This window comes from Ekhidna sp. (genome assembly GCF_965227465.1).
Lineage (GTDB): Bacteria > Bacteroidota > Bacteroidia > Cytophagales > Cyclobacteriaceae > Ekhidna.
Map to the genome: position 1 here is coordinate 3,202,328 of NZ_OZ245746.1, position 24,547 is coordinate 3,226,874.

The window sequence follows — 24,547 nt, forward strand, 5'->3', positions numbered from 1 at the left end:
TTTAATGAATCAATCAGGCTATTGAACAATTGATTAACAAACGAGTTGTCAAAAACATAATCACAATTATGTAGGAGGTCTATTTTTTATTTTAAATTGATCTTTTTCTTAACCTAAACACAAATCGATGGAAGAATTAGTAACTGACGCGACTGAACATTCGGAACAACTTATTGATCTTTTATGGACATGGGGTCCAAAAATTGTAACAGCCATACTAACGCTGATCATCGGATTATGGATTATCGGTATTCTGGTTCGAACCTTTGGAAAGACCATGAACAAAAGAAACGTGGATCCGTCATTGAGCCCGTTCTTAAAATCTTTGTTAGGGGCTGTTTTAAAAATTATGCTCTTCATTTCTGTTATTGGAATGGTAGGCATAGAGGCTACAAGTTTCGTCGCGGTTCTTGGAGCGGCCGGTTTGGCAGTAGGTTTAGCACTTCAGGGAACATTACAAAATTTTGCAGGAGGAGTAATCATACTCTTGATTAAGCCATTTAAAGTGGGAGATTGGATAGATACCCCAAATCATTCCGGAACAGTTAATGCGATACATATATTTAATACGATCCTCAAAACACCAGATAATAAAACCATTATAATACCAAACGGAGGGCTTGCTAATTCTTCATTAACAAACTACTCTGCAGAACCAAGAAGACGAGTGGACCTAACAGTTGGTGTAGGATATGGTGATAGTACCGAAAAAACTCGAGAGACATTAATGGAATTAATTAATGCCGATGATCGTATTTTAAAGGATCCGGAACCCTTTATTGCTGTAGCAGAATTAGCAGATAGTTCAGTGAATTTCACGGTAAGGCTATGGGTCGAAGCTTCCGATTATTGGCCAGTCAAATTTGATATGAACGAGAAAGTGTATAATAAATTCAATGAAGTTGGACTGAATATTCCATTTCCACAAATGGATGTTCATGTGCACAAGGAGTGATGAAAATCACGAAATAAAAAAGTTCAAAGTCCGGTTTTCGAATCGGACTTTTTTACTTTTATAGGAATGAGACAAAATATATCATCCGGAGCACCATGGGAAGATCAGATTGGTTACTGCAGAGCAGTACGTGTTGGCAACACCATAGAAGTCTCAGGTACAGCTCCGGTACGCGATGGTAAAACTGTAGGGGAAAATGCTTATGAGCAGACCAAAGTATGCCTCGAGATAATTAAAGAAGCTATTGAAAAAGCTGGAGGCAAAATTGAAGATGTTGTCAGAACAAGGATGTTTGTCACTGATATATCTCAATGGGTTGCAATTGGAAAAGCGCATGGTGAAGTATTTACCAAAATAAAACCTGCAACTAGTATGGTCCAAGTAAGCGCTTTGATTGAGCCTGATATGCTTATTGAGATTGAGGCTACCGCAATAATTTCTAGCTGATCAATTCAATCATCTTTTTTTTATGATTCTCATCTGGTAATCTGCCATATCCTGCCCCCATATTGTCAATCATATGTTTTTCCTTGGATGTACCCGGTATTACACATGTAACCGCATCATTGGCCAGTAGGTATTTCAGAAAAAACTGCCCCCAGCTTTTGCATTCAAACTCAGCGGCCCATTCAGGCAACTGCTGTCCACTTGTTTTTCTAAACAAGGAACCACCGGAATACGGACGATTGGTTAATACCGCAACGCCATTATCTTTTGCGGTAGGCAGTAGTGATTTTTCTGCATTTCGATCATTAATGGAATAGTTGACTTGTACAAAATCAATGTTTTCGGATTTAATGATTCGCTCTAAATCATCATGAGCGCTATTAACATAGTGTGTAATTCCAATATATCGAATGAGTCCGCGCTCCTTCCAATCGTAAAGTGTTTTAATATGTGTTTTCCAATCCTGAAGGTTGTGAATTTGCATAAGATCCATCGGATTAGCTTTCATTTTTAGCATCGAAGCATTCATTTGATCAATGCCGGATTGCTTTCCTGATGTCCACACTTTTGTGGCGTAGAAAAGATCTTTTTTTAGTCCCAGTTCTGTGGACAGATCACCAACAACTTTTTCAGAGGAACCATACATTGGAGATGAGTCAACAACATTTCCACCTCCGTCCACCAAAGCTTTCAGTACAGCTTTCAGCGGCTCTCGCTCTGGTGAGGAATTACCAACATCGAATGTTTGCCAGGTACCAAGACCTACCACACCAATTATTTCTCCCGTTGAAGGAATCGCCCTTTTCATGATTTGATCGTTTTGTGAGAACAACACCTTAGGCATTCCTATGGCGATACATCCTGCAGCTAGTTGCTTAAGCGCTCTTCTTCGTGATAACATCTTGTAATTCATTTTTATCTAAGTTAAATGTCATTGAATTAAAAAGCTTGCCACTTCTTAATCCGGAAAGTGCCCAGACTACTGCCAGAGGTATGGCCAGAAATGATATTGCCTGCAATGATGCCAGTGCTGAAAGACCGGCAAAAAGCCAGCCGCTGAGTGCATCTCCACCTCTGTATAAAGTAGTATCTATAAAATTCTTGGCGTTGTATTTTTCCTGTACACTCACTTTGGTGAACAGTACTTCGCGTGATGGTCGCTGTATAGAAAAGTTGAGCGAACGGTATAAAACCTGCACAATCAATAACACGACAACCGACTGACTAATCCCTAAAGAGAGAAACCCAAATGAGGCCACCACAGGAACTAAAATCAGACAGAAAATGATTCCTGCTTTTCGTAAAATGCGCTCGGTGATGAAAAACTGAAGAAAGAGTGTGCTGGTATTGACCAGCAAATCCCGAAATCCAAAATAAGATGTACGATCCTCCGAAACTGTAAATGCTTCTGATATGATGTGTGCCTGCTCAAAATAAAGAAAGGTAGAGATACAAGTATACAACAGCACAAACAGACTTATTTGCTTTAGATATGAAGACCGGATCATCAGTTTGAGACCCTCCCAAATACTTCCTTCGATTGGTGCTACAAGTTTTTTTTCTCTCCAAACATTCGAATGCTTTATCAATCGCCTAAGGAAGTAAGTGGCTAAGCCTAAGAGCAGGACTGAAATTAAAAGTAAGTTGATCACCCCTATTTGTCCAGCCAGAGACGAAGTGATAACAGGACCAAAAATAGCACCCGAACTACCTCCAGCTGCAATAGGACCATATAGTCGCTTAGCCTGATCGGAACTAAAGATGTCAGCATTGAAGCTCCAGAAAATGGATATGACAAAGAGGTTGAAAACGCTCAACCAGACAAAGAAGATAACAGAGATGAAGGGCGAAGTAAAAAATGAGAAGAAGCCATAAAAGATCAGAATATTGAGACAAAAGAAAATGTAAATCGCCGGAATTAGCTTTTGTCTTTGGAATCGTTTCATCAGATAGCCAAAAATTGGAACTATCAAAAGCATGGTAATGAATGTGCCAGTAAACAGCCATTGCAAGTTTTCAATTCCTGCCTGTATCCCCATTTCATCCCTCACCGGTCTGAGAATGAAATAGCTACTCATCAAAAAAAAGAAGTAAAGGAAAGAGGCCAATATCGGCTTCAGTTCTTCATGGGAAATCTTAAATGCTTTTTTCACTAAGCCCATTTGTTTCTGATTCATGGACTTAGTTACGTTATCCATTCTATGATGCCTTCCGTATTAATTAATCTGTTAGGTTTATTAATTAATTAGCGCTTTTATCGTAAATGGATTACAATTCACTATTGCTGATATTTTGCAGTGCAGGAGTCATTCAAAGTCTGTTTCTGTCCATTTACACCTTTTCTTCAAAGAATATTCAGCAAAGTGAAAGAATCCTGCTTGGTTCGCTCCTTTTGGCAATTACCCTTCGATTGGTCAAGTCAATTGGGTGGTATTTTTTCGATATAAATGACGATGTATTCCTGAATATCGGTTTTGCGGCACATGGATTCATAGGCTCGCTTCTTGTGATATATTTCGCTCACAAGTCAGCTCGTCTTAAAAGTACCTTCAGCCGATTGCTGGTTTTGTTACCAGGAATTCTGCTACTAATAACCGCTCCCTTCCTGACCCTTTCAAACTTTTGGTACGTGGGTGGATATCAGGCGTTACTATATTATACGATTGTTACTCTTCTCTTTAGTGCTTACTTTCTTTGGGTTATTTACAGTGAGCGAAAAATTTATTTCCCTTGGTACCGAAACCTGTTTCTAGGCGTTTCAGTATTCTGTATTTCATACTTTACCAATTACATATTTGGACTAAATCCCTACATCACAGGGCCGGTTGTTTATTCAATTGTTATCTACATCATAAGCTTCATCCTTTTTTCGAATCAGGAAATATTCACCCCGCTGGGGGATAAGAAAAAGTATAAAAACATTAACCTGACCCCAGATCAAATTGCTCATCATAGAGAACGAATAGAAAGTGTGATGATAGATCAGAAACCATACCTGGATAGTGATTTTAGCTTAACTACTCTCTCACAGCTTACCTCTATTCCAAAGCACTTGCTTTCAAGATTCTTTAGTGAAAACATGAATCAAAGTTTCTCAGATTTTACCAATCAGTACAGAATTGATCGGGCAAAAGAACTCCTACTTGATCCTAAATTCAACAATCATAAAATTGCAGTGATAGCGTATGAATGCGGGTTTAATTCACTTTCATCTTTTAATGCTGCTTTCAGGAAACTAGCCAGCACCTCCCCTTCTGAATTTAGAAAGACATCCACTGACTCTTTAGTTAAATAGTCTGACCGGTTAATTAATTCATAAGCAAATACCGTTTCCGGGTAATAGTCTTACGATCAAAAAACACTCATGAAAAAGCTATTGATCTTAATATTATTTTGTGCACCGTTGCTAGTTGTATCACAAAAACCAACTCCAACAGTCCAGGATTTAGATTTTTTTATCGGAAAATGGGAAGTAACACTTGAAATTTACGATACTCATAAACCTAATGCATATCCGATTTTTGTAGAAAAAGGGTATCAGGAAAATGAATATGAACTCAGCTACAAAGGTATTCCGATGTTTTTGACTTCTAGGGGCTACCTGGAAATTGTAGAAACAGACGAAAAACGCAAACACCTGATGGGACGTACCAGGGAATTTCAAGAGTCGATTCGTTATGGAAAATTTGAAAGTTCATTTGAACGGATTGGCTTATACAGTAATTGGCCTGCAACAGGAATAGAAACAATGACTTACGATTCCATATCCAGAATGTTCATTATCCGCGGGAACCTCAATGTTCAAAACAACATGCTGGAAAGATATGTGGATACATATATGTTCAATGAAGACTATACCTACTTTGAAAGAACGAATATTGCCAACTTCTCTGATATGCCTATCACAGAATATAACCTAACAGTAAAAGGAACCGGCAGGAAGGTTATGGATTAGTTTTTCGATTTACCACATCATAAACAAAGCTGGCTGCCAGCTTAGCAGCGCGACCATCATCGTGTTTAGGGCTCATCTCTGCTACGTCAAAACTTACAACTTTCTCTGATTGCAAGATTTTGTTCATAAGAGGCTTTATGTGATGGGGTAATGCACCGTATGGGTTTACTGCACTCACACCAGGAGCGACTCCAGCAGAAAATACGTCCAAATCAAGCGTAATACAAACTTTATCCATTTGGTCAATGAAATAACTGATTCGTGCTAAAAGATCCTCCTCCGATTCCCCTAGTAATTCATCGATCGAAATAAAAGATTGATTTTTATTTCGCATCAGTTCGAACATTGATGAAATATTTACTGCTTCATTGATGCCTATCGGTAGGTAGTGGAAGTTTTCAAACTCATCAAAAAGCTGATGTGCCCAGCTGCCTGAATGTGCTCCTTGAGGATATGCTCTCAGGTCAAAGTGAGGATCAAAATTGATTATACCAACCTTTTCATTAGGAAATGTATCTAATACCCCTTTGCCATGAGCATAACTGATCTCATGACCTCCCCCCATAAGGATAGGAAAAGATCCATGTTTAAGTATTGCTTCAATATATCTAGCCAATTCCCTTTGTGCATTCTCCAACTGTTCTCCACTTACCACTAAATCTCCAACATCTGTCAACTTTATGTTCTCATCAAAGTGAACAGCTAGATTAACCATGGCTTTACGTATCGCATCGGGACCATCAACAGCACCAACCCTGCCTAGATTTCGTTTGACTCCCACATCAGAGCAAAACCCCAGAAAACAAAAACCATCAGGAATTTGTGCATTCAAATCGGCTGTTTGCACCACCTGATGCCAAACATCTCTGACCGATCCCGGGTCTTGCCTACCCTTCCAAATAGATTGATTTCCTGGTCTGTACATATCAAATATGTTTACCGTTTTTCCAAACCATGTCTGGTTTGATCTTCCCTTGATTGTATAAGATTTCTCTGTAATCATTCACAGGAAATGCAATCATGTCTGCTTTCATTCCTGCTGCTATTTTACCCCGATCGTTCAACCCAAGTGCCTTTGCTGCTCTGAAAGTTATCCCTGAGAAAATTTCAGCCGAGCTTAACTTTTCATATATACCCAGAATAGAAGCCTGTACCAACAGGTCACCCATTGGACCGGAACCCGGATTCCAATCTGTGGATATTGCTAATGACGCTCCTGCATCTAATAGTTTCCATGCTGGGGTAAACTGCATCCCCAATCCTATACTTGCGCCAGGCAGAGCTACAGCAACAGTATCAGATTTGGCTAAAAGCGCTACTTCTTTTTCCGTACTCGCTTCCAAATGATCCGCACTTCTTGCTCCTAATTCAACAGCAATTTGACTTCCACCAGTATGGAATTGATCCGCATGTACGGTTAGGTCAAAGCCTAGTTTTTTCGCAGCGGCCAGGTAGTCTTTTGCCATTTCAACAGGGAAAGCAGAAGGCTCAACAAAAATATCGATACGACTTGTAAGGCCTTTTACCATAAGCTGTGGAAGTAATTCCCTTTCCAGATAGGTAAGAAATTCCTTTTTGTCAGCAAACTCTTTAGGACAAACGTGAGCAGCCAGACAGGTAGGTATCAAATCCGCAGCGATATCAGCCTTAGCATTCTTTACTACCTCCAGTACTTTCAATTCATTCTCAACATCAAGTCCATACCCACTTTTTACCTCAATGGTAGTTACTCCATCATTTAGGTGTCTACTAGCTCTTTTTATAAGACCTGCTTTTAGTTCTTCACTTGAAGCGGCTCGTGTTTTCTCCACTGAATCAAAAATGCCTCCACCCTGCTCCAAAATTTTTTCATAGGATTCACCTGACATGCGAAGCGTGTAGTCTCTTGCTCGAGTACCTCCCCACACCAGATGTGTATGACAATCAACTAATCCAGGAAGTAAAACGTGCTCACCGATTACTTCTTCAACAGTATCCGCACTCCCTCTCAAGGCTTCAAAATTACCTACTTTTAGAATTTTTTCCTCCTCAACTAAAACACCCGCATTTTTGATAATATCAAGCTTAGAATCATCTAAAGACCCTTTATCTGGTGTTTTTGCTAAGGTAATGATCTCTTTAAATGGACCAATCAGTTTCGACATGGTACGATAATTGAATTAATTGCAAAAGTTACGATTTTTGCTAAAGTATCACGAACCACACTCATCATGAAAAATATTCTTGTATTATCAGCTTTGCTTCTCACGAATTTATGTTTTGCTCAAATGGGTAGCTTATCGCTTACTTTTGGTTTACCCCAAAACGACTTCAGAGAAAATACAGACGCTACCGGATTTGGTGGTGATTTATCTTTTGCCTTCCCTTTCCAAAAAGGGACTCCTATTTATCTGGGTGCAGATATCAATTACATGGTTTATGGTCTTAATTCACAAGACCATGATTTGACAGCAGATATTGTAGCCAATGGTCAATTAATTGATCAATTAATAATTCCGCTGAGAGTGACCAACACAAACAGTATTTTCGGAACTCATCTTTTTATGCGGGCAGTAGCTCCTTTCGAATTAATTCAACCCTACGTCGAGGGCTTGATTGGTTTTAGATATATATCTACTAATACTAAAATAATTGATCGGTCAGTTGACGGCAGATGGTCAGATGATGACGATGACAATGTTATCTCAAGAAAAACCGTATTAGATGACTGGATATTTAGTTATGGATACGGTGGTGGTTTTCTTATCAAAGTCGGGCCAAGTGTGTTTATTGACTTACGAGCAGATTTTTTCAAAGGTCAACGAGCTCGTTATTACGATGGAGATGATACGTCTGCATGGACAGTCGAATTCAATGGGGATCCTGGTACCTATGATAGAAATACTGTATCCGGAGATAATCTGTCTTACGAAAATCAACCAAGAGAATCTACGACCGACCTGCTTGTCTTAAAGTTTGGGGTAGCTTTTAAAATTTAGTATCCGTACTTTTCCTTCCATCGGGTTCGGAGAAATTTTCTAAGCTCTTCTTCTCTGGCGTTCTTTCCAGGATCATAGAGCTTTGTTCCTTTGATTTCGTCTGGTAAGAATTCCATTTCTGCGAAATTCAGTGGATGATCGTGCGCATACTTGTAGCCTTTCCCATACCCTTGGTCTTTCATCAATTTCGTTGGGGAATTTCGAACGGCCATTGGCACAGGTAAATCACCGGTTTTTTGAACGAGTGATTGGGCTTGATTGATTGCCATATAGCTGGCATTACTTTTTGGAGATGAAGCCAAGTAGGTCACACATTGTGATAAAATGATTCTTGATTCAGGATACCCTATCAGGTTCACTGCCTGGAATGCATTGGTTGCCATTACCAAAGCTGTTGGATTGGCGTTTCCAATATCTTCAGAGGCAAGTATGACCAATCTTCGGGCAATAAACTTAACATCCTCCCCACCTTCGATCATCCTGGCCAGGTAATACACAGCTGCATTTGGATCACTTCCTCGTATGGATTTGATAAAGGCAGATATCACATCGTAGTGCATCTCACCCTTCTTATCATAAAGCACCGTTTTACGCTGTGCCGCTGCAATCACTTTTTCATCAGTTATTATTTTTTGCTCCCCCTCATCACTCTTGATTACCAACTCCAGAAGGTTCAAGAGCTTTCTGCCATCACCTCCGGATAAATTAAAAAGTGCTTCCGTTTCTTTCAGGACTACTTCATCCTTCTTTAACTCTTCATCTTGCTGAAGTGCTTTCTCAACAAGGACGAGCAAATTTTCCTTAGTCAGCGCATTCAATGTGTACACCTGAGACCGAGAAATCAATGCCGAATTAACCTCAAAACTTGGATTTTCAGTTGTCGCACCAATTAATGTAATGGTTCCTTTCTCTACTGCTCCAAGTAAAGCATCCTGTTGAGCTTTGTTAAATCGGTGGATCTCGTCTATAAAAAGAATGGACTTGTTACCTCTGCTGGCAATCTGAATCACTTCTCGTACCTCTTTTACTCCGGCACTTATTGCGCTCAAAGTATGGAAGGGTCTCTTTACCTCATTGGCGATAATATTGGCAATGGTAGTCTTGCCCGTCCCGGGTGGCCCCCACAAGATCATTGATGGAACCTGACCTGAACTAATTGCTCTTTTTAGAACGCCATTTTCTCCAACCAGATGCTCCTGACCAACGAGATCAGAGAGTTTTGAAGGACGCATTCGCTCGGCGAGTGGAGAGGTGTCTTGAAACATTTATTGGCAGTCTTTTAATTTTTTCTGTAATTCTTCTGCCAGTTGATATTGTTTTTGTGCTTCATCTATATTTGCTCTCGCTTTTTCCATGTGAAGCATGGCTTCTGCTTCAGCCATTCTCGCCTCTGCAGCCGCGTTCATTGCCAATTCTTGTTGCTTTTCGACCTGCAATTTTAATTCTTCTACTGTTTCTGTAAGGTTCTTAGTTATTGTTAGTAATTCCTGGTTCTCTTTCTTCAGGTCTTTATCTGTGCATGAACTCAGACTTACCAGTATGCAGATACCTAATAAATACCTCATAATTTTATTTTTAAAATTAACCAAAACTCACCTCTCTCTCAGCATACATTTGCGGCATGAATTGGTCGGGATTCAAAACATATTTTGCGCTTACCATCGTCAGTCTTTTCTATGGCATCAATTACAGCGTGCTAAAAATTGTAGTCCCGGAATATGTCGGACCTTACGGCTTCATCGTTTTCCGGGTGATCATAGCTTCCGCAGTTTTTTGGATCATTCATTTCTTCAGTCGGGAGAAGATAAACTGGAAAGAAGATGGATGGAGGCTCACCACCTGCGCATTGACCGGTGTTGCCGTCAATCAACTCCTTTTTTACAAAGGGATAAGCTTGACCTCAGCTGTTAATGGATCAATTATCATGACCTTAACGCCAGTTTTAGTTCTTATCTGGGCTTCCATTCTTATTGGAGAAAGAATCACCAGAACAAAAATTATTGGGATCGTTGTTGGACTTATAGGCGCACTGATCATTCTGTACCAACCAGACACTTTATTCACCAGCGGTGACTGGAAAGGAGATATTCTGGTTTTAATAAATGCTGCGAGTTATGCCTGTTATTTGGTGCTGGTGAAACCCCTAATGAAAAAATACAGCCCAATGACAGTCGTAACCTGGGTTTTCACCATCGCAATCATTTTCGTGATTCCAGTTGGCTTATCTCAAGCCACCAGTGTAGACTTTGCTAGTTTACCTACTAAAGTTTGGTGGAGCATGGGGTATGCAATCCTCATTGTAACAGTTGTGGTGTACTTCCTTAATGCCTGGACTTTGGTGAGAGTTGATTCATCGGTAGTCGGAGCGTTTATTTATCTGCAACCTGTTTTTGCCACTGTTACCGCCATCCTTTTCTTTGGGGAGGTATTCTTACTGAAGCACTTATTAGCCGCAACATTTGTTTTTGTTGGGGTTTATCTGGTTACGAAAAAAACAGCGAATCAAAAATCGTAATGGAGTTGGGATTCCCATCCTTCTAAATTCAGGTACAGTTGATCTTCCACCTGTAGTGGAGTTAGATTGAAGGAATAATTTCTTGTGACGATTGCATCACAAAGCTCTGCATTTTTCAATGAGATTTTAGCAAATCGCTGAACCGGATAAGATTCTGCGATAGCCCCTGAGTCCACCAGTTTTACTTCCCATTCGCTTCCATCACAACCCGAAGATTGAATAGTTACTTTCAGTGAATCGCCAGAAATTTCAGCTTCTGTAATTGAATAGTTTGTAGTGCTAATTTCATTATAAAGCGCCTCATTTATTATAACATCCTGATAAGAGGAAACATTATGATCATCTGACTTACAGGATGCCAACAAAAAAACTAACATGAATATGGTTATCACAATCTTCATTCGTATACTTTCATTTAATAACGAAGTTTAGTCTTTAATCATACGGATAGAAGTGGTAAATTGATCCAGATCTTTGTCATTAAAATCAAGATGAGTGACAAAGCGAACAAGTCCCTTTCCAAAGCCTACAGCAAGAATTCCGGACTTTTCCAGTTCTTCAAGTAGCCATTTCTCTGATTTTCCATTTATCAATTTGCCAATTACAATATTGGTATCAACAGGCATCACCTCATCCATGAAAGACAATTCTTCCAGGCATTTCCCAATTTCAATTGCTCTATTATGATCATCTGCCAATCTTTTTACGTTATTATCCAGTGCATAAATACACGCAGCAGCTAAATATCCCGTTTGTCGCATTCCTCCGCCAAACACCTTCCTGACTCTTTTTGCTTCCTTTATTTGATCGTTAGTGCCAAGCAAAACTGATCCAACAGGAGCGCCTAATCCTTTAGAAAAACAAATGGAAATGGTATCGAACAACTGTCCATAATCAACTGGATTCTCTCCGGTTTTGACAATGGCATTGAAAAAACGTGCACCGTCCAGATGCAATTTCAAGTGTTTCTCATCACAGACTTTTCGTATTTCCTGTATATCTTCTAGTTTATATACAGCACCTCCACCTTTATTCATCGTATTTTCAAGGACAACCAAACTTGATTTTGGAAAATGAATGTCATCCGGATTAATGCTTTCCGCTACTTGCTCGCCTGAAATCATTCCCCTGTCACCTTCCAAAAGTTTAGGAGAAAGCATTGAGTTGTACATCATGCCCCCACCCTCATATAAATAAACATGCGAGTATTTATGACAAATCACTTCATCCTGCGGACGGGTATGAATACGCATGGCAATCTGATTAGTCATAGTTCCTGAAGGGCAATAAAGTGCCGCCTCCATTCCAAACAAGCTTGCCACTTTGTCCTGAAGAGCATTTACAGTTGGATCATCCCCGAACACATCATCTCCCACCTCGGCTGACATCATAGCCTGCAGCATTTCAGGCGTAGGTTTGGTAATCGTATCGCTTCGTAAATCAATCATAAGAATCGTAAGTTAAAATCCAATTGGAATGCCTGAAAGACTCCCATGGAACATTTGCAAGGTCTACTTCTTTATCAATCAAAGTCTTTCTTTTATGCCCATTAAGTGAAATTTTAGCATCTGTATAAACGGATACTTCCTTGCCCTCTTTTGCTTTTTCGTTTTTAATTCGCTGGGCCAGTTGCCATATCATATCCGGCTGGCCGGCTAATGCAGCCCTTTGGTGTGGTGAAACATAATCGCGAAGTACAACCTGCTCTCTTTCCCCGGATTGTTTATCTACTAAATACATATTGATCGTTCCTGATTTTGCGCGCAACATCATTCGCCACGACAGCCTGTGCCCTTCCTCGGTAAAAGATACATCTCCTTTGATTAAATGATGCCTGACAGGTAGTAATACCTGAAAAATGAAATAGCCGATTAGAACAAACGTCCATGCCAGGCTAAGCTTTTTTCTAATCGGATACACTTTGGCTTTTCCTCTGAAAAAGGTCTTTCGTATGGTTTCAGGTGGGAAAAAGAAGACGGTGAGTCCAATCATCAAATAAGGAAAAATACCAATTTGAAAGACAAATGAATTGAAGAGGTTAAAGAAAATTGATAACGCAAAACCAAGTTTTCTTGTTTTTGGGTGAAGTAGAAGGAAAACGATGGTACCATCGTATACAATCCCTCCCCATGCAATGGCATATTGAAACCACTTTTCCTGCAGCAGCGGACCAATTAACCAATAACTCGACTTGTAATTAAACCAGATACTCAAAGGTCTGGCCTCTAGCCAGTCCAAATGGATTTTATGAAAACTGGCATAAGTGTATACGATTATGATCTGAATAATGAAAAACCAATGACAGATCCTCGCACATGTTTCCTTTCCAACAGTAAATCCTAACTTGGCATCCAGTGATTTACTCTTATGGGCGGGGAGCAGCAACATTGCGGCACTCAAAAGAACCAATAAGTAATAGTGATTATTATAATGTGTTTTTTGCATCATGTAGACCAAGGTCCACATACTAAAAAAAGTAAAAGCAGAGGCGCGATAAAACAGGCCTAACATGATGAAAATAGCAGAGGTCCCCATGATGATGAAATAGTAGATCATTCCATCTCCCTCAAGTGGTTGCAGCCATTCAAAACCAATTACTGTAAAGGTGAATTGGGGGACAATAAATGCTTTGTGAACCCAGCCTGTGAAAATTGCTCCAAAACTTTCTGCAGCAGCCAGAAAACCAAAGATCATTCGAAACAAAACCAGCGGGCTATTATCTATCTCAGTACCAAAAAATGTTCGAATTCTGGAAAGCATAATTACTATTATGCTGTGAAAATAGAAAAAGGAGCTCGAAAGCTCCTTAATTCTAAACCTAAGTAAATATGAAGAGGATTAATTACTTACTTACTTGTAACGATTCCATTTCATTGAGGTTTAGCTGTTTAACGATCTTTAACTATTCGATAACTGAGTTCATCGAAAGTTTACAAACCTCAATAAAGAAATCATTTTTCAAAAAGCGAAAAGTGTGCCAATCTGACTCTGAAATCAGAATAAAATTTTTCTTTCAGAAAGTAAAACCCCCAATATTTCATGTTTTTGTAAATGGATATCGCTTAAGTAATTGGCAGTCAGTTTTAATCGTATATTTTTGCGGAAAATCTAATAGAAATGAGTGTTCTTGTAAATAAAGATTCTAAAATCATAGTTCAGGGCTTCACAGGCTCAGAAGGTACTTTTCACGCCGGTCAGATGATCGAATATGGCTCCAATGTCGTTGGTGGGGTTACACCAGGCAAGGGTGGACAAACGCATCTTGATAAGCCGGTATTTAACACGGTTAAAGAAGCGGTAGATCAGACCGGTGCTGACGTGACCATCATTTTTGTACCTCCTGCTTTTGCTGCAGATGCGATTATGGAGGCTGCAGATGCCGGTATCAAAGTAATTGTGACAATTACCGAAGGAATTCCTGTAAAGGATATGATGTCTGCAAAACCTTATGCCAAGTCAAGAGGTGCGGTACTTGTAGGTCCAAACTGTCCTGGAGTTATCACACCGGAAGAAGCGAAAGTTGGTATCATGCCTGGCTTTGTTTTCAAAAAAGGAAAAGTAGGAATCGTATCCAAATCAGGAACGCTTACCTATGAAGCCGCTGACCAGGTAGTAAAAGCAGGAATGGGAATATCCACTGCCATCGGTATCGGTGGAGATCCAATCATTGGAACTTCGACTAAAGAAGCAGTACAAATGTTGATGGAAGATCCGGAGACAGATGGTATTGTAATGATTGGAGAGATTGGAGGATCATATGAAGCAGATGCTGCAAAGTGGATTCAGGAAAACGGGAATAAAAAACCTGTAGTTGGTTTCATCGCTGGCCAGACAGCTCCTCCGGGAAGAAGAATGGGGCATGCTGGGGCTATCATTGGTGGAAAAGATGATACTGCTGAAGCAAAAATGAGAATTATGGGAGAATGCGGGCTACATGTCGTAGACTCTCCTGCTGATATCGGAGCGGTTATGAAAAAAGCTCTGAGCTGAAAGTAGAATACCAAATAAAAAAGCCCTTGAAAGGGGCTTTTTTATGCCGTTTATTTTCAATTCATTCAAAGTGATACAAGAAGATCATTGTGGCGGTAAACGCTGGCTTCTTCTCTCCTTTTATCTCCAGTAAGGCATCTACCTCTGCTTTAGATATCCCTCTAAGATTAACCAAGGATTTCAGGGTAGCTGTAAGTTTAATCTCACTATCAACTTTTACCGCTTGCCCAAATTTCAACCGATCCATTCCATAATTGACCAACATCTTCACATTGTTGAACTGAGCGATCTGCTCCCACAAATAAGGCATTAAAGAAAGGGTGAGATATCCATGAGCAATCGTAGTTCCGAAAGGTCCACTCTTTGCTCGCTCTTCATCTATATGGATCCATTGATGATCGAGCGTCGCATCTGCAAATTTATTGATCTGTTCCTGTGTGATCTGGTGCCATTCGGACTCTCCCATCACCTTGCCCAGGTGTGCTTCAAATTCTTCGTGATTATTGATGATTAGTTTAGCCATAGTCTTGTTTTGAAAATGTGAATTTAGCTTAACCCGAATAATTCGGGATATATTCATTGTGAAAATACAACACCCAGATTAAAGGGTACTACCAGAATTATACGAATGACGGCCTAATAGACATGACGTATTCAAGCCAACTGAAACCATGAATATTCCATTTCAAAAGCTGCTTTAATTTGGTCGTTAGCCAGATTACCTATACTTCCTAAATGTGTGTGCCTTAAATTTCTGTCAGGTTGATATTTTCCGGATGTAATCAACTTTGCTACCTCATTGTAAGCATCTCGAAAAGGCACTCCGTGGATTACCCGTCGATTGACTTCTTCCACAGTGAACAAAAGATCATACTTTTTCTGATCTATCACTTCTTTATTAACTGCAAGCTCCCCAGTCATGGCAATGGTTACATCTAAGCAATCCATCAATTGCTTAAAAGCGGGCATAAAGCTTTCTTTTAATACCTGTAAATCACGATGATAACCAGAAGGCAGATTAGCTAAAATCATGTTCAATTCCTGAGGTAAATTCTGCAGTTTGTTACACTTGGCACGGACCAATTCGAACCCATCAGGATTATGTTTATGTGGCATGATACTGGAACCTGTTGTATATCGGGTATCCAATCTTAAGAAACCATAATCATCACCTGCAAATAGGCAAATATCCAACGCGTATTTGGCCAGTGTAGAAGCCAAAGAACTTATAGCGAAAGAAGCCGATCTTTCATTCTTTCCTCTTGTCATTTGCGCATAAACCACATTGTGATTAAGTGCTGCAAAATCAAGTACATCTGTTGAATATTCTCGATCTAAGGGGAATGAAGATCCATATCCAGCACCTGAACCCAAAGGGTTTTTATCTGCAATCTGATAGGCCATTTTAAAAAGTAGAAGGTCATCTATCAGACTTTCTGCATAGGCTCCAAACCATAATCCAAATGAAGATGGCATAGCTACTTGCATATGCGTGTAGCCTGGCATTAAGTAATCTTTGTTTGACTCACTTTTGTCTTGTAGTAATTCAAAAAGTGTCTTTACTTTTTTCACCAACTTCTCCAGGTTATGCTTTGTAAAAAGCTTAAGTGCGGTCAACACCTGATCATTTCTAGACCTTCCGGCATGTACCTTTTTACCGACATCTCCTAGCTTATTTGTGAGCAACAATTCGATTTGAGAGTGGCAATCCTCCACCCCCTCTTCGAGCATAAAATCACCCTTGATTGCCGATTCTTTTATTTCTTCCAGCTCTTGTAAGAGTATCTCAACTTCCTCCTCTTTCAAGAGAGAAATCTTTCCAAGCATCTTTACATGCCCAATTGTACCGAGTACGTCAAAGTAAGCCAACTCAAGATCGAGTTCTTTGTCTTTACCAATTGTAAATCGCTCAAAGAGCTGGTCAATTGGTTCATTTTTATCCCAGAGTTTCATGTTAGTTTTTTTTAATGATTTACGCTTCACTCGATTTTTCAAAAAGTGCATTAAGCAAGTATATATACCCTTCTATACCTCCTTTTATTTCATTGAGGCAAATAAACTCGTCTGCCGTATGTGAACGTTCAGATTTTCCAGGCCCCATTTTAAAAGTCGGAAAATTCATAACCGCCTGATCCGAACAAGTAGGTGATCCAAATTTTTCGATACCTAGCTCGTCAGCGACTTTCGATATAAGCATATGATCTGGCAAATGAGAAGAGTTCAACCGAAAGGATCTCGCATTCACCTCACTGTTGAGGTTTTCACTTAACAACTGATGTACTTCCTGATTGGAATAGGCATCTGTTGTTCGAACATCCACAACAAAATGACAAACATCTGGAATAACATTATGCTGGTATCCGGCATTGATCATGGTTGTGGTCATTTTAATTGGTCCCAGATATTCAGATTCCTTCTCAAATGAATAATCATTGATCCATTGAATATCTTCCAGTGCTTTATAAATGGCATTTTCTCCTGTATCTCTGGCTGCATGACCTGAAGTGCCTTTTGCATAGCAATCAAGTACCATAAGTCCTTTTTCTGCTGCCCCCATTTTCATTTCTGTTGGTTCACCCACTATTCCGAAATCAATAGGTTTTATATCTTCTAAAATGGATCCAACTCCATTTATACCTGAATTTTCTTCCTCGGCAGTAGCTGCTAAAATCAAGTTGTAAGGCACTTTATCATGCTCATAGAAATGAATAAATGTCATTATTAGCGATACTAAGCTCCCTCCAGCATCATTGCTCCCTAAACCATACAGTTTTCCGTCTTCAACAATAGCACTAAATGGATCCTTTGTATAACCTGAGTTTGGCTTGACAGTATCATGATGTGAATTGAGTAGAATCGTGGGTTTTGAGGAATCAAAATACTTATTGCATGCCCATATGTTGTTTCCTTTCTGACTGAAAAGGATTTCTTTTTCTCCTAAAAAATCTCCGATCAAAGAAGCTGTTTTTTCTTCTTCAGTACTCAAACTAGGAGTCTCAATCAATTTTGACAACAAGGCAATAGCCTCTCGAGAATAAGTCTCAATGGATGGTAGTGTACTCATTAAATTCAGGATTATTTAATTGTGAAAACGCAGAAACGTTTAGCAGCCTAACCAGACTAGCTCCTTGTTCGATGGTTGAAAAAGCATTGTCCAATTTAGGAATCATGCCATCTGTAATTACACCTTCTTTCTTAAGTCTTAAATAATCCGATTGATTAATAGACTTGATCAAAGAGTGCTCATCATTTAGATCCTCCATAACTCCTTTGTGATCAAAAATAAAATTGAGCGACACTTCAAAATCGGATGACAATGCGCCAGCAAGCTCACTGGCTATTGTATCTGCATTGGTGTTTAATAAATGGCCTTCTCCATCATGAGTAAGGGGAGCCATCACTGGAACGATGCTTTTAGCAAGTAGATTCCTGAAAAACGAACTGTTAACTTTTTCAACATCCCCAACCCAGCCAAAATCTACCCCTTCCTTAACAGGCCTTTTTTTAGCAGGCATACTGTTTCCGTCTGCACCAGTCAAACCAACACAATCTACATTTCTCCCCAATAGTTGTGCTACCAGTTTTTTATTGATTCCGGCATAAGACATGATGACAACCTCAATCATTTCATCATCTGTAATTCTTCTTCCTTCCACCATCTTGACTTCAATACCCAACGAATCAGCCAACTGACTTGCCATTTTTCCACCACCATGTACAAGCAATTTTTTCCCTCGGATTTGAGCAAATGCATCCAAAAAACCTGAGCATTTAGCAGGGTTATCCAAGACAGCCCCTCCCACTTTGATTATGGTCAGTTTTTCTTTCATTATAGTCTTGTCAAAATTTCTTTTAATACCGTCTGCGCAGTATACAATCGATTTTGTGCTTGTGGAATTACGATGGAATGATCGCTATCCAACACATTATCAGCAATCACCACGTTTCTTCTTACCGGCAAGCAATGCATTACTTTAGCTTCATTGGTGTTTCGAAGTTTTTCTAGTGTTATTTCCCAATCAGGTTGATCGACCACCTTTCCATAGTCTTGATAGGAAGACCAATTTTTGACATATACAAAATCAGCGTTTTCAAATGCTTTTTCCTGATTGTATTCTACCTGAATTCCTTCAGTAAATTCAGAAGCCAACTCCAGCCCTTCGGGATGTGTGATCGTCAACTCAAAATCCATTTGTTTGGCCCACTGCAAGAATGAATTTGAAACAGCTTGAGGTAAGGCTTTAATATGAGGAGCCCAGGTCATGACCACCTTTGGCCGATCAACTGATTTGAATTCCTCGATGGTCATCATATCTGTGAATGACTGTAGTGGGTGAAGAGTGGCCGATTCTAAATTAACTACAGGACACGTCCCGAATTCAATGAAAGAATTGATGACCTTTTCACTGTAGTCTTCTTCACGATTCACAAGAGCTGGAAAACTACGAACACCTATGATTTCACAATAGGAACAAAGCACCGGAACAGCCTCTCTAATATGTTCTGCTGTACCTCCATCCATTCGGATACCATCTGAAAACTCAAGCTGCCATGAATCCGAGCTTACATTCAGTGCAATTACATTCATGCCTAGATTATAGGCTGCACGTGTCGTACTCATCCTGGTGCGCAAACTGGAATTAAAGAAAACCAACCCAAGAGTTTTATTTCTCCCCAGCTCAGAATCCGCATGAGGATTTTGCTTAATCTCTTTAGAGGTTTTGATGAGACCTGTTAAATCAGCAACATCTTTTGTGGATATGAAATGCTTCATCCTAATACGGATTTAAATGATTGAATAAAATAATCAAGATCTTCTTGAGTAATCGTTAATGGAGGTAAGATTCGAATGGTGTTAGGCTTGCTGGAAGATCCAATGAAAATGTGATGGTCAAATAATAATTGCTCTCGAATTTCCTTCCCAGGAACTGGTAGATCTATACCTATCATCAAACCTCTACCTCTTACTTCTTGAATTGAATCAATTCCTTTAAGTTGATCCATAAGATATTCTCCAGCTTCGAAAGCATTCTTTATTAATTCCTCTTGTTCCAATACATCAAGTACAGCTAATCCAGCTGCACACGCTAAATGGCTTCCTCCGAAAGTAGTGCCCAACATCCCCATCCAGGGTGAAATATTCGGATTTACTAAAACACCGCCTATTGGAAACCCATTACCCATTCCCTTTGCTACGGTGATGATATCGGGATTTACATCAGCATATTGGTGTGCAAAAAACTTTCCAGTGCGGCCATACCCAGATTGAATTTCATCGACAATGAAGGCAGCCCCGTACTTACTACAAAGCTTTTCTATTTTTTTCATGAAAGCATCTGAAGGAATATGGACTCCACTTATTCCCTGGATTCCTTCAACAAGAACCGCAGCTATAGAATCATCCATAGTCGATTCCAGCATTTCCTCATCATTGAGTGGCAATCGGATAAAATTGCCCGTGTGATTAACCGGTGCTTGGATCTTTTCATTATCAGTTGCCTCAATAGCCAGTGATGTTCTGCCATGGAAACCATTTTCGAATACGATAATTTTCTTCTTCTCCGTGTGAAAAGCAGCAATTTTTAGCGCATTCTCAATGGCCTCAGCACCTGAATTGCAGAGGAAAAATGCGTAATCTTCATATCCGGAAAGCTTACCTAGTTTATATGCCAACTTATCCTGAATAGACATTTCTACTGAATTAGAATAAAAAGCTATTTGATTCAGTTGAGACTGTATGCTATTGATATAATGAGGATGATTATGACCTATGGAAATCACCGCATGCCCTCCATAGAGATCTAGATAGCGGTTACCATTTTCATCCAACACATAGCAGTCATCACCTTGGACGGGCTCTATTTTCAGGCGTGGATATACTTCGAATAATTCCATTTTAGGTGTCTTTCTTAGATTTCATTTTTGTAATTCTATTGTAGGAGGTCATGATCCCTCGAATAAGGGCAGAACTAAAACCTTGATGTTCCATTTCATTCAACCCTTCAATCGTGCACCCTTGAGGAGTCGTCACTTTGTCAATTTCAACTTCGGGATGTGAGTGATTTTCTAAAACCAATGATGCTGCTCCCTTAGCAGTCTGCATCGCAATCAACTGGGCATCAGCGGTATCAAACCCCATCTGTATTCCGCCCTGAGTTGCGGCTCTAATATATCGCATGAAGAATGCAATCCCACTTGCCCCTAGAACCGTAGACGCTTGCATCAAGTCTTCTTCAATGATCAGCGTTTTCCCCAATACATCGAATATCTCCTTGCAAACTGCTGATCCTTCTTTGTTCGATGAAGAAATGCAAGTCATCGATTCGCCAATTGCAATGGCTGTGTTTGGCATTGCTCGTACAATTGGTACCGCCTTGCTGATCTGACCTGCTATTTGAGCAATCGAAATGCCCGTGATGACAGAAATCAATAATTGATTTTCATTGAGAACATCATCCAATTCATCTAGAACTTCAGTAAGCTGATTGGGTTGAACACACAGAATTATTACATCTGCTATAGCCGTAGCTTCAGTGTTACTACTTGTAACTTTATAGCCTTGCGGTAATAAATCATCCAAAGAGGCTGTATCTCTTTTAGTCAGAGTAATGTCACTTGCTTGGGAAACATTTTTTTGAACGATTCCTTTCGCAATGGATCTTCCAAGGTTCCCTGCTCCAATTATGGCAATATTTTTATTCTGCATTTTTAAAAGGCGATTGATTTAAGTTTAAGACCAGTAGTTTCTTCCAAACCAAACTGAAGGTTCATATTTTGAACAGCTTGGCCTGAAGCTCCTTTTAATAGGTTATCAATAACCGAGACAATGATTACTCTTCCATCGATTACCTGTGGGTAGACTAAACATTTATTCGACCCGATTACTTGTTTTAAGTCCGGATTCTTCGGCACCACGTGCGTAAATGGATGATCACCATAAGATTTCTGATATACTTCAATTAGCTCCTGCTCAGTGCAAGAAGTATGAAAATGAGAAGTAGTTATAATCCCTCTGGTAAATGCTCCCCGATAAGGAACAAACAGCAATTTCTGATCAAATGAGGTCGCTATTGAGGCGATGGTCTCTCCTATTTCATTCAAATGTTGATGCCTTAGTGGCTTGTAAACGCTGGCGTTATTGCTTCTCCAACTAAAATGAGATGTGGATGAAAGAGATTGGCCAGCCCCCGTGGATCCGGTGATTCCAGAAATGCTTATTTCACTATCGACTAAACCAGCCTGAATAGCTGGCAGTAATCCCAATTGGATACTGGTAGCAAAGCATCCAGGGTTTGCAATGTGCTTAGCTACCCTCAGACGATCCCGATTGAGCTCTGGCAATCCATAGGTAAAATCATGTGTCCCCTTTAGACGAAAATCCTGACTAAGGTCAATGACCTTTTTGTTTAACAAGAACGGATTCTCCTTAATGATACGGACAGATTCTCCATGACCTTTGCATAAGAAAACTACATCCAAGTTTTTATTGATTTCCTCCGAAAAAGACAAACCTGTTTCTCCAATCAGGTCTTGATGCACCTCACTCAACAATTTTCCTGATTGACTTCCGCTTTGAGCCAACGTGATTTCTACTTCAGGATGATGAATCAGTATCCGGATCAATTCACCTGCTGTGTATCCTGCTGCTCCTATAATTCCTGCCTTAATCATGATGGACCGAATTAAAGATTTTGCCCTGGTTCGACAGGATTTTCACAAACCCTTTAGCATCATCACCAGTCCAAGCATTGTTCATTTCACCATATTGACCAAAAGAAGACTTCATCAGATCATAAGGAGATGAAATTCCCTCAACATAAAATCGATAAGGAGCCAAATGAATTTTAACTTCTCCAATGACATGCTGTTGAGTAGACTCAAAGAAGGATTCAATATCACGCATAGCTGGGTCTAAGTATTGTCCTTCATGCATCATGTCACCGTACCATCCGGCGAGTTGATCCTTTAGTTTCAGTTGTGTTTTGGTTAAAATGTGCTTTTCTAATGTGTGATGAGCTTTGATGAGCATCAATGCTGCCGGAGCTTCAAAACCTACGCGTCCTTTGATCCCGATAATGGTATCCCCTACGTGAATATCTCGGCCGATTGCATACTGGGATCCAAGTTCATTTAGCTGTTGAATAATCTCAATAGGATTATTTTTTTCACCATTTATGCTAACAGATTCTCCAATTTTAAAGCCCACACTAATTGTTTCCGACCCTTCTTTTTGCAGTTGCCCAGGAAAAGCTTCTTCAGGTAAATATTGATCAGATGTAAGTGTTTCCTTCCCTCCAACAGATGTTCCCCATAAGCCTTGATTAATGGAATATTTAGCTTTCTCCCAATTCCCTTCTACACCATTTTCTTTCAAGAAATTGATTTCTTGTTCTCTTGAAAGTTGTTGATCACGTATGGGGGTAATAATCTTTATTTTGGGACATAAAATCTGGAATACCAGATCAAAACGTATTTGATCATTGCCTGCTCCGGTACTGCCGTGAGCAATGGCCTCAGCACCAATTTTTTTGGCCCATTTGGCGATGGCTACCGCCTGGAAAACGCGCTCCGCGCTTACCGAAAGTGGATAAGTATTGTTTTTAAGCACATTGCCGAACAAAAGATACTTGACTCCTTTTTGATAGAAAGCTTCCGTTTCGTCAAGAAACTGATAGGAAGCAACTCCTAATTTTAGTGCCTTGGTCTCGAGTTCTTTCTTTTCTTCAAGGGAAAACCCTCCAGTATTCACGGTAACTGCGTGCACCTCATAACCCAGGTCTTTGGATAAATGAATGGCGCAATATGAGGTGTCCAAACCTCCACTAAATGCTAATACTACCTTCATGATATAATTTGTTTTTTAGCCAAACGCTTCTTTTTCAAATTCATAAATCGTTCATATAGCTTCGATTTTTTCATGAAATTCCATCGCTTTTTCTCATCTTTTTCCCGGTCATGAAGCATCGCAGTACATATACAATTAGATTTGTTTTTACTACTTAGAATTTCATAGTTCACACAACTTTTACAGCCATCCCAAAACTTTTCATCCTTCGTGAGCTCTCCGTAGGTTACAGGAATATAACCGAGTTCGGAATTAATTTTCATTACCGGAAGTGAAGTAGTAAGACCAAAAAGTTTAGCGTCCGGAAAAAGCTTCAAAGAATGCTCAAAGGCCTTCGTCTTGATTTTCTTGGCCATCCCAGTAGATCGGAACTCGTGCTTAACAATGAGACCTGAATTGGCCACATATTGTTTATCGCTCCATGCTTCGATGTAGCAAAATCCAACCAAATTTTTACCTGACAGAGAAATGATGGCTTTCCCCTCGACAATTTTTTGACGGATATATGCTGGAGATCTTCTGGCTATTCCAGTTCCGCGCTGTTGAGCACTTAACTCAATTAACTCGCAGATTTCATCTGCATACGATTGATCATCAGATGTTGCAACCTGAACAATAATCTTGGACATTGTTTGTGTGATTAATACTGAAAAAAAAGAAAAAAAATAATGCGAAGGAGATCACCACGAAGGTGACACGAAACTATGATGTAGGCCTGAGCCTGGCCGGGTTGGCCCTAAAGAATCTAGGTGCTATAGTTTCTAAATGTTTCAATTTCTGTTTTCAGATGAGCAAAGTTTGGACAATTGTTTTGAATTAAACAAACAAAATTTAAAAAAACTGTTTCCTGTTGTACATTCAC

At 39.7% G+C, this 24,547-nt stretch carries 26 protein-coding genes; 7 read left to right on the top strand and 19 right to left on the bottom strand.

Annotated elements, in window-relative coordinates:
- Positions 1–127 precede the first annotated feature (127 nt).
- Both ACO05G_RS14220 and ACO05G_RS14225 read left to right on the top strand, forming a co-directional pair.
- Positions 128–955 carry a mechanosensitive ion channel family protein gene (locus ACO05G_RS14220; RefSeq protein ID WP_421763349.1) on the top strand — a complete coding sequence of 276 codons (828 nt, stop codon included), beginning with the start codon at positions 128–130 and terminating at the stop codon, positions 953–955.
- Positions 956–1,021: 66 nt separating this feature from the next.
- Complete coding sequence (locus ACO05G_RS14225) at positions 1,022–1,402, top strand: RidA family protein (RefSeq protein ID WP_421763350.1); 381 nt, start codon at positions 1,022–1,024, stop codon at positions 1,400–1,402.
- On the opposite strand, the gene ACO05G_RS14230 is transcribed toward ACO05G_RS14225, so the two are convergent.
- Together ACO05G_RS14230 and ACO05G_RS14235 are read right to left on the bottom strand one after the other, a co-directional pair.
- Positions 1,395–2,315, bottom strand: a complete 921-nt coding sequence (locus ACO05G_RS14230) for an aldo/keto reductase (RefSeq protein WP_421763351.1) — start codon at positions 2,313–2,315, stop codon at positions 1,395–1,397. The genes ACO05G_RS14225 and ACO05G_RS14230 overlap by 8 nt on opposite strands.
- Entirely contained in the window at positions 2,278–3,579 is a 1,302-nt protein-coding gene (locus ACO05G_RS14235; protein WP_421763352.1) for an NTP/NDP exchange transporter, read from the bottom strand. The genes ACO05G_RS14230 and ACO05G_RS14235 overlap by 38 nt, the downstream gene beginning before the upstream one ends.
- A gap of 86 nt (positions 3,580–3,665) precedes the next feature.
- Here ACO05G_RS14235 and ACO05G_RS14240 point away from each other — a divergent pair, with 86 nt between their 5' ends.
- Positions 3,666–4,697 carry a helix-turn-helix transcriptional regulator gene (locus tag ACO05G_RS14240; RefSeq protein WP_421763353.1) on the top strand — a complete coding sequence of 344 codons (1,032 nt, stop codon included), beginning with the start codon at positions 3,666–3,668 and terminating at the stop codon, positions 4,695–4,697.
- A 69-nt stretch (positions 4,698–4,766) separates the two neighbouring features.
- Positions 4,767–5,357 carry a hypothetical protein gene (locus ACO05G_RS14245; protein ID WP_421763354.1) on the top strand — a complete coding sequence of 197 codons (591 nt, stop codon included), beginning with the start codon at positions 4,767–4,769 and terminating at the stop codon, positions 5,355–5,357.
- Here the strand turns inward: ACO05G_RS14245 and ACO05G_RS14250 are convergent.
- Entirely contained in the window at positions 5,347–6,282 is a 936-nt protein-coding gene (locus ACO05G_RS14250; protein WP_421763355.1) for a formimidoylglutamase, read from the bottom strand. The two genes, ACO05G_RS14245 and ACO05G_RS14250, sit on opposite strands and share 11 nt — an antisense overlap.
- A gap of 1 nt (position 6,283) precedes the next feature.
- Positions 6,284–7,501 carry an imidazolonepropionase gene (gene hutI, locus ACO05G_RS14255; protein WP_421763356.1) on the bottom strand — a complete coding sequence of 406 codons (1,218 nt, stop codon included), beginning with the start codon at positions 7,499–7,501 and terminating at the stop codon, positions 6,284–6,286.
- A 66-nt stretch (positions 7,502–7,567) separates the two neighbouring features.
- Here hutI and ACO05G_RS14260 point away from each other — a divergent pair, with 66 nt between their 5' ends.
- Entirely contained in the window at positions 7,568–8,335 is a 768-nt protein-coding gene (locus ACO05G_RS14260; RefSeq protein WP_348281970.1) for a hypothetical protein, read from the top strand.
- On the opposite strand, the gene ACO05G_RS14265 is transcribed toward ACO05G_RS14260, so the two are convergent.
- Together ACO05G_RS14265 and ACO05G_RS14270 are read right to left on the bottom strand one after the other, a co-directional pair.
- On the bottom strand, positions 8,332–9,600 hold the full coding sequence (locus tag ACO05G_RS14265) for a replication-associated recombination protein A (RefSeq protein WP_421763357.1): 1,269 nt from the start codon (positions 9,598–9,600) through the stop codon (positions 8,332–8,334). The two genes, ACO05G_RS14260 and ACO05G_RS14265, sit on opposite strands and share 4 nt — an antisense overlap.
- The gene (locus ACO05G_RS14270) at positions 9,601–9,900 is read right to left on the bottom strand and encodes a hypothetical protein (RefSeq protein WP_421763358.1); all 300 of its coding nucleotides are present in this window, start codon (positions 9,898–9,900) and stop codon (positions 9,601–9,603) included.
- A gap of 56 nt (positions 9,901–9,956) precedes the next feature.
- On the opposite strand from ACO05G_RS14270, the gene ACO05G_RS14275 reads away from it, so the two are divergent.
- The gene (locus ACO05G_RS14275; RefSeq protein ID WP_421763359.1) at positions 9,957–10,850 is read left to right on the top strand and encodes a DMT family transporter; all 894 of its coding nucleotides are present in this window, start codon (positions 9,957–9,959) and stop codon (positions 10,848–10,850) included.
- Here ACO05G_RS14275 and ACO05G_RS14280 read toward each other — a convergent pair.
- Genes ACO05G_RS14280 through ACO05G_RS14290 form a run of 3 tightly spaced genes read right to left on the bottom strand, consistent with a single transcriptional unit; the run spans position 10,838 to position 13,610 of the window.
- On the bottom strand, positions 10,838–11,251 hold the full coding sequence (locus tag ACO05G_RS14280) for a hypothetical protein (RefSeq protein WP_421763360.1): 414 nt from the start codon (positions 11,249–11,251) through the stop codon (positions 10,838–10,840). The two genes, ACO05G_RS14275 and ACO05G_RS14280, sit on opposite strands and share 13 nt — an antisense overlap.
- 27 nt (positions 11,252–11,278) lie before the next feature.
- Positions 11,279–12,298: a threonine aldolase family protein gene (locus ACO05G_RS14285; protein ID WP_421763361.1), complete on the bottom strand. Its 1,020-nt coding sequence runs from the start codon at positions 12,296–12,298 to the stop codon at positions 11,279–11,281.
- Entirely contained in the window at positions 12,291–13,610 is a 1,320-nt protein-coding gene (locus ACO05G_RS14290) for an HTTM domain-containing protein (RefSeq protein ID WP_421763362.1), read from the bottom strand. The genes ACO05G_RS14285 and ACO05G_RS14290 overlap by 8 nt, the downstream gene beginning before the upstream one ends.
- Positions 13,611–13,967: 357 nt before the next feature.
- Between ACO05G_RS14290 and sucD the strand changes: the two genes are divergently transcribed.
- Positions 13,968–14,840 carry a succinate--CoA ligase subunit alpha gene (gene sucD, locus ACO05G_RS14295; RefSeq protein WP_421763363.1) on the top strand — a complete coding sequence of 291 codons (873 nt, stop codon included), beginning with the start codon at positions 13,968–13,970 and terminating at the stop codon, positions 14,838–14,840.
- A gap of 61 nt (positions 14,841–14,901) precedes the next feature.
- Here sucD and ACO05G_RS14300 read toward each other — a convergent pair whose 3' ends face one another.
- The 10 genes from ACO05G_RS14300 to ACO05G_RS14345 all read right to left on the bottom strand — a co-directional run bounded on the left by ACO05G_RS14300 (position 14,902) and on the right by ACO05G_RS14345 (position 24,314).
- Entirely contained in the window at positions 14,902–15,363 is a 462-nt protein-coding gene (locus tag ACO05G_RS14300; RefSeq protein ID WP_421763364.1) for a MaoC family dehydratase, read from the bottom strand.
- 131 nt (positions 15,364–15,494) lie between these two features.
- Positions 15,495–16,793, bottom strand: coding sequence for an argininosuccinate lyase (argH, locus tag ACO05G_RS14305; RefSeq protein WP_421763365.1), 1,299 nt, complete (start codon positions 16,791–16,793; stop codon positions 15,495–15,497).
- A gap of 19 nt (positions 16,794–16,812) precedes the next feature.
- Positions 16,813–17,904: a M20 family metallo-hydrolase gene (locus tag ACO05G_RS14310; protein WP_421763366.1), complete on the bottom strand. Its 1,092-nt coding sequence runs from the start codon at positions 17,902–17,904 to the stop codon at positions 16,813–16,815.
- Positions 17,882–18,670: an acetylglutamate kinase gene (argB, locus tag ACO05G_RS14315; protein WP_421763367.1), complete on the bottom strand. Its 789-nt coding sequence runs from the start codon at positions 18,668–18,670 to the stop codon at positions 17,882–17,884. Before argB ends, ACO05G_RS14310 begins: the two co-directional genes overlap by 23 nt.
- On the bottom strand, positions 18,670–19,614 hold the full coding sequence (locus ACO05G_RS14320) for an acetylornithine carbamoyltransferase (RefSeq protein ID WP_421763368.1): 945 nt from the start codon (positions 19,612–19,614) through the stop codon (positions 18,670–18,672). The genes argB and ACO05G_RS14320 overlap by 1 nt, the downstream gene beginning before the upstream one ends.
- Positions 19,611–20,735 (bottom strand): aspartate aminotransferase family protein, encoded by a 1,125-nt coding sequence (locus ACO05G_RS14325; protein ID WP_421763369.1) that lies wholly within the window; start codon positions 20,733–20,735, stop codon positions 19,611–19,613. Before ACO05G_RS14325 ends, ACO05G_RS14320 begins: the two co-directional genes overlap by 4 nt.
- Position 20,736: 1 nt before the next feature.
- Positions 20,737–21,546: a pyrroline-5-carboxylate reductase gene (gene proC / locus ACO05G_RS14330; protein WP_421763370.1), complete on the bottom strand. Its 810-nt coding sequence runs from the start codon at positions 21,544–21,546 to the stop codon at positions 20,737–20,739.
- Between the two features lie 2 nt (positions 21,547–21,548).
- Positions 21,549–22,511 (bottom strand): N-acetyl-gamma-glutamyl-phosphate reductase, encoded by a 963-nt coding sequence (argC, locus tag ACO05G_RS14335; RefSeq protein ID WP_421763371.1) that lies wholly within the window; start codon positions 22,509–22,511, stop codon positions 21,549–21,551.
- Positions 22,504–23,685, bottom strand: a complete 1,182-nt coding sequence (gene argG, locus ACO05G_RS14340; RefSeq protein ID WP_421763372.1) for an argininosuccinate synthase — start codon at positions 23,683–23,685, stop codon at positions 22,504–22,506. The genes argC and argG overlap by 8 nt, the downstream gene beginning before the upstream one ends.
- Complete coding sequence (locus ACO05G_RS14345; RefSeq protein WP_421763373.1) at positions 23,682–24,314, bottom strand: GNAT family N-acetyltransferase; 633 nt, start codon at positions 24,312–24,314, stop codon at positions 23,682–23,684. The genes argG and ACO05G_RS14345 overlap by 4 nt, the downstream gene beginning before the upstream one ends.
- Positions 24,315–24,547 lie beyond the last annotated feature (233 nt).

What these genes read in the sequence shown, in the direction of transcription:
- ACO05G_RS14235 (WP_421763352.1), bottom strand. Translation starts at nt 3,579, where the DNA reads ATGAATCAGAAACAAATGGGCTTAGTGAAAAAAGCATTTAAGATTTCC.
- ACO05G_RS14240 (WP_421763353.1), top strand. Translation starts at nt 3,666, where the DNA reads ATGGATTACAATTCACTATTGCTGATATTTTGCAGTGCAGGAGTCATT.
- ACO05G_RS14265 (WP_421763357.1), bottom strand. Translation starts at nt 9,600, where the DNA reads ATGTTTCAAGACACCTCTCCACTCGCCGAGCGAATGCGTCCTTCAAAA.
- sucD (WP_421763363.1), top strand. Translation starts at nt 13,968, where the DNA reads ATGAGTGTTCTTGTAAATAAAGATTCTAAAATCATAGTTCAGGGCTTC.
- ACO05G_RS14270 (WP_421763358.1), bottom strand. Translation starts at nt 9,900, where the DNA reads ATGAGGTATTTATTAGGTATCTGCATACTGGTAAGTCTGAGTTCATGC.
- ACO05G_RS14320 (WP_421763368.1), bottom strand. Translation starts at nt 19,614, where the DNA reads ATGAAGCATTTCATATCCACAAAAGATGTTGCTGATTTAACAGGTCTC.
- ACO05G_RS14220 (WP_421763349.1), top strand. Translation starts at nt 128, where the DNA reads ATGGAAGAATTAGTAACTGACGCGACTGAACATTCGGAACAACTTATT.
- ACO05G_RS14345 (WP_421763373.1), bottom strand. Translation starts at nt 24,314, where the DNA reads ATGTCCAAGATTATTGTTCAGGTTGCAACATCTGATGATCAATCGTAT.
- ACO05G_RS14245 (WP_421763354.1), top strand. Translation starts at nt 4,767, where the DNA reads ATGAAAAAGCTATTGATCTTAATATTATTTTGTGCACCGTTGCTAGTT.
- ACO05G_RS14280 (WP_421763360.1), bottom strand. Translation starts at nt 11,251, where the DNA reads ATGAAGATTGTGATAACCATATTCATGTTAGTTTTTTTGTTGGCATCC.
- argG (WP_421763372.1), bottom strand. Translation starts at nt 23,685, where the DNA reads ATGAAGGTAGTATTAGCATTTAGTGGAGGTTTGGACACCTCATATTGC.
- hutI (WP_421763356.1), bottom strand. Translation starts at nt 7,501, where the DNA reads ATGTCGAAACTGATTGGTCCATTTAAAGAGATCATTACCTTAGCAAAA.
- ACO05G_RS14275 (WP_421763359.1), top strand. Translation starts at nt 9,957, where the DNA reads ATGAATTGGTCGGGATTCAAAACATATTTTGCGCTTACCATCGTCAGT.
- ACO05G_RS14290 (WP_421763362.1), bottom strand. Translation starts at nt 13,610, where the DNA reads ATGCTTTCCAGAATTCGAACATTTTTTGGTACTGAGATAGATAATAGC.
- ACO05G_RS14230 (WP_421763351.1), bottom strand. Translation starts at nt 2,315, where the DNA reads ATGAATTACAAGATGTTATCACGAAGAAGAGCGCTTAAGCAACTAGCT.
- ACO05G_RS14325 (WP_421763369.1), bottom strand. Translation starts at nt 20,735, where the DNA reads ATGGAATTATTCGAAGTATATCCACGCCTGAAAATAGAGCCCGTCCAA.
- ACO05G_RS14225 (WP_421763350.1), top strand. Translation starts at nt 1,022, where the DNA reads ATGAGACAAAATATATCATCCGGAGCACCATGGGAAGATCAGATTGGT.
- proC (WP_421763370.1), bottom strand. Translation starts at nt 21,546, where the DNA reads ATGCAGAATAAAAATATTGCCATAATTGGAGCAGGGAACCTTGGAAGA.
- ACO05G_RS14310 (WP_421763366.1), bottom strand. Translation starts at nt 17,904, where the DNA reads ATGAGTACACTACCATCCATTGAGACTTATTCTCGAGAGGCTATTGCC.
- ACO05G_RS14250 (WP_421763355.1), bottom strand. Translation starts at nt 6,282, where the DNA reads ATGTACAGACCAGGAAATCAATCTATTTGGAAGGGTAGGCAAGACCCG.
- argH (WP_421763365.1), bottom strand. Translation starts at nt 16,793, where the DNA reads ATGAAACTCTGGGATAAAAATGAACCAATTGACCAGCTCTTTGAGCGA.
- ACO05G_RS14300 (WP_421763364.1), bottom strand. Translation starts at nt 15,363, where the DNA reads ATGGCTAAACTAATCATCAATAATCACGAAGAATTTGAAGCACACCTG.
- argC (WP_421763371.1), bottom strand. Translation starts at nt 22,511, where the DNA reads ATGATTAAGGCAGGAATTATAGGAGCAGCAGGATACACAGCAGGTGAA.
- ACO05G_RS14260 (WP_348281970.1), top strand. Translation starts at nt 7,568, where the DNA reads ATGAAAAATATTCTTGTATTATCAGCTTTGCTTCTCACGAATTTATGT.
- ACO05G_RS14285 (WP_421763361.1), bottom strand. Translation starts at nt 12,298, where the DNA reads ATGATTGATTTACGAAGCGATACGATTACCAAACCTACGCCTGAAATG.
- argB (WP_421763367.1), bottom strand. Translation starts at nt 18,670, where the DNA reads ATGAAAGAAAAACTGACCATAATCAAAGTGGGAGGGGCTGTCTTGGAT.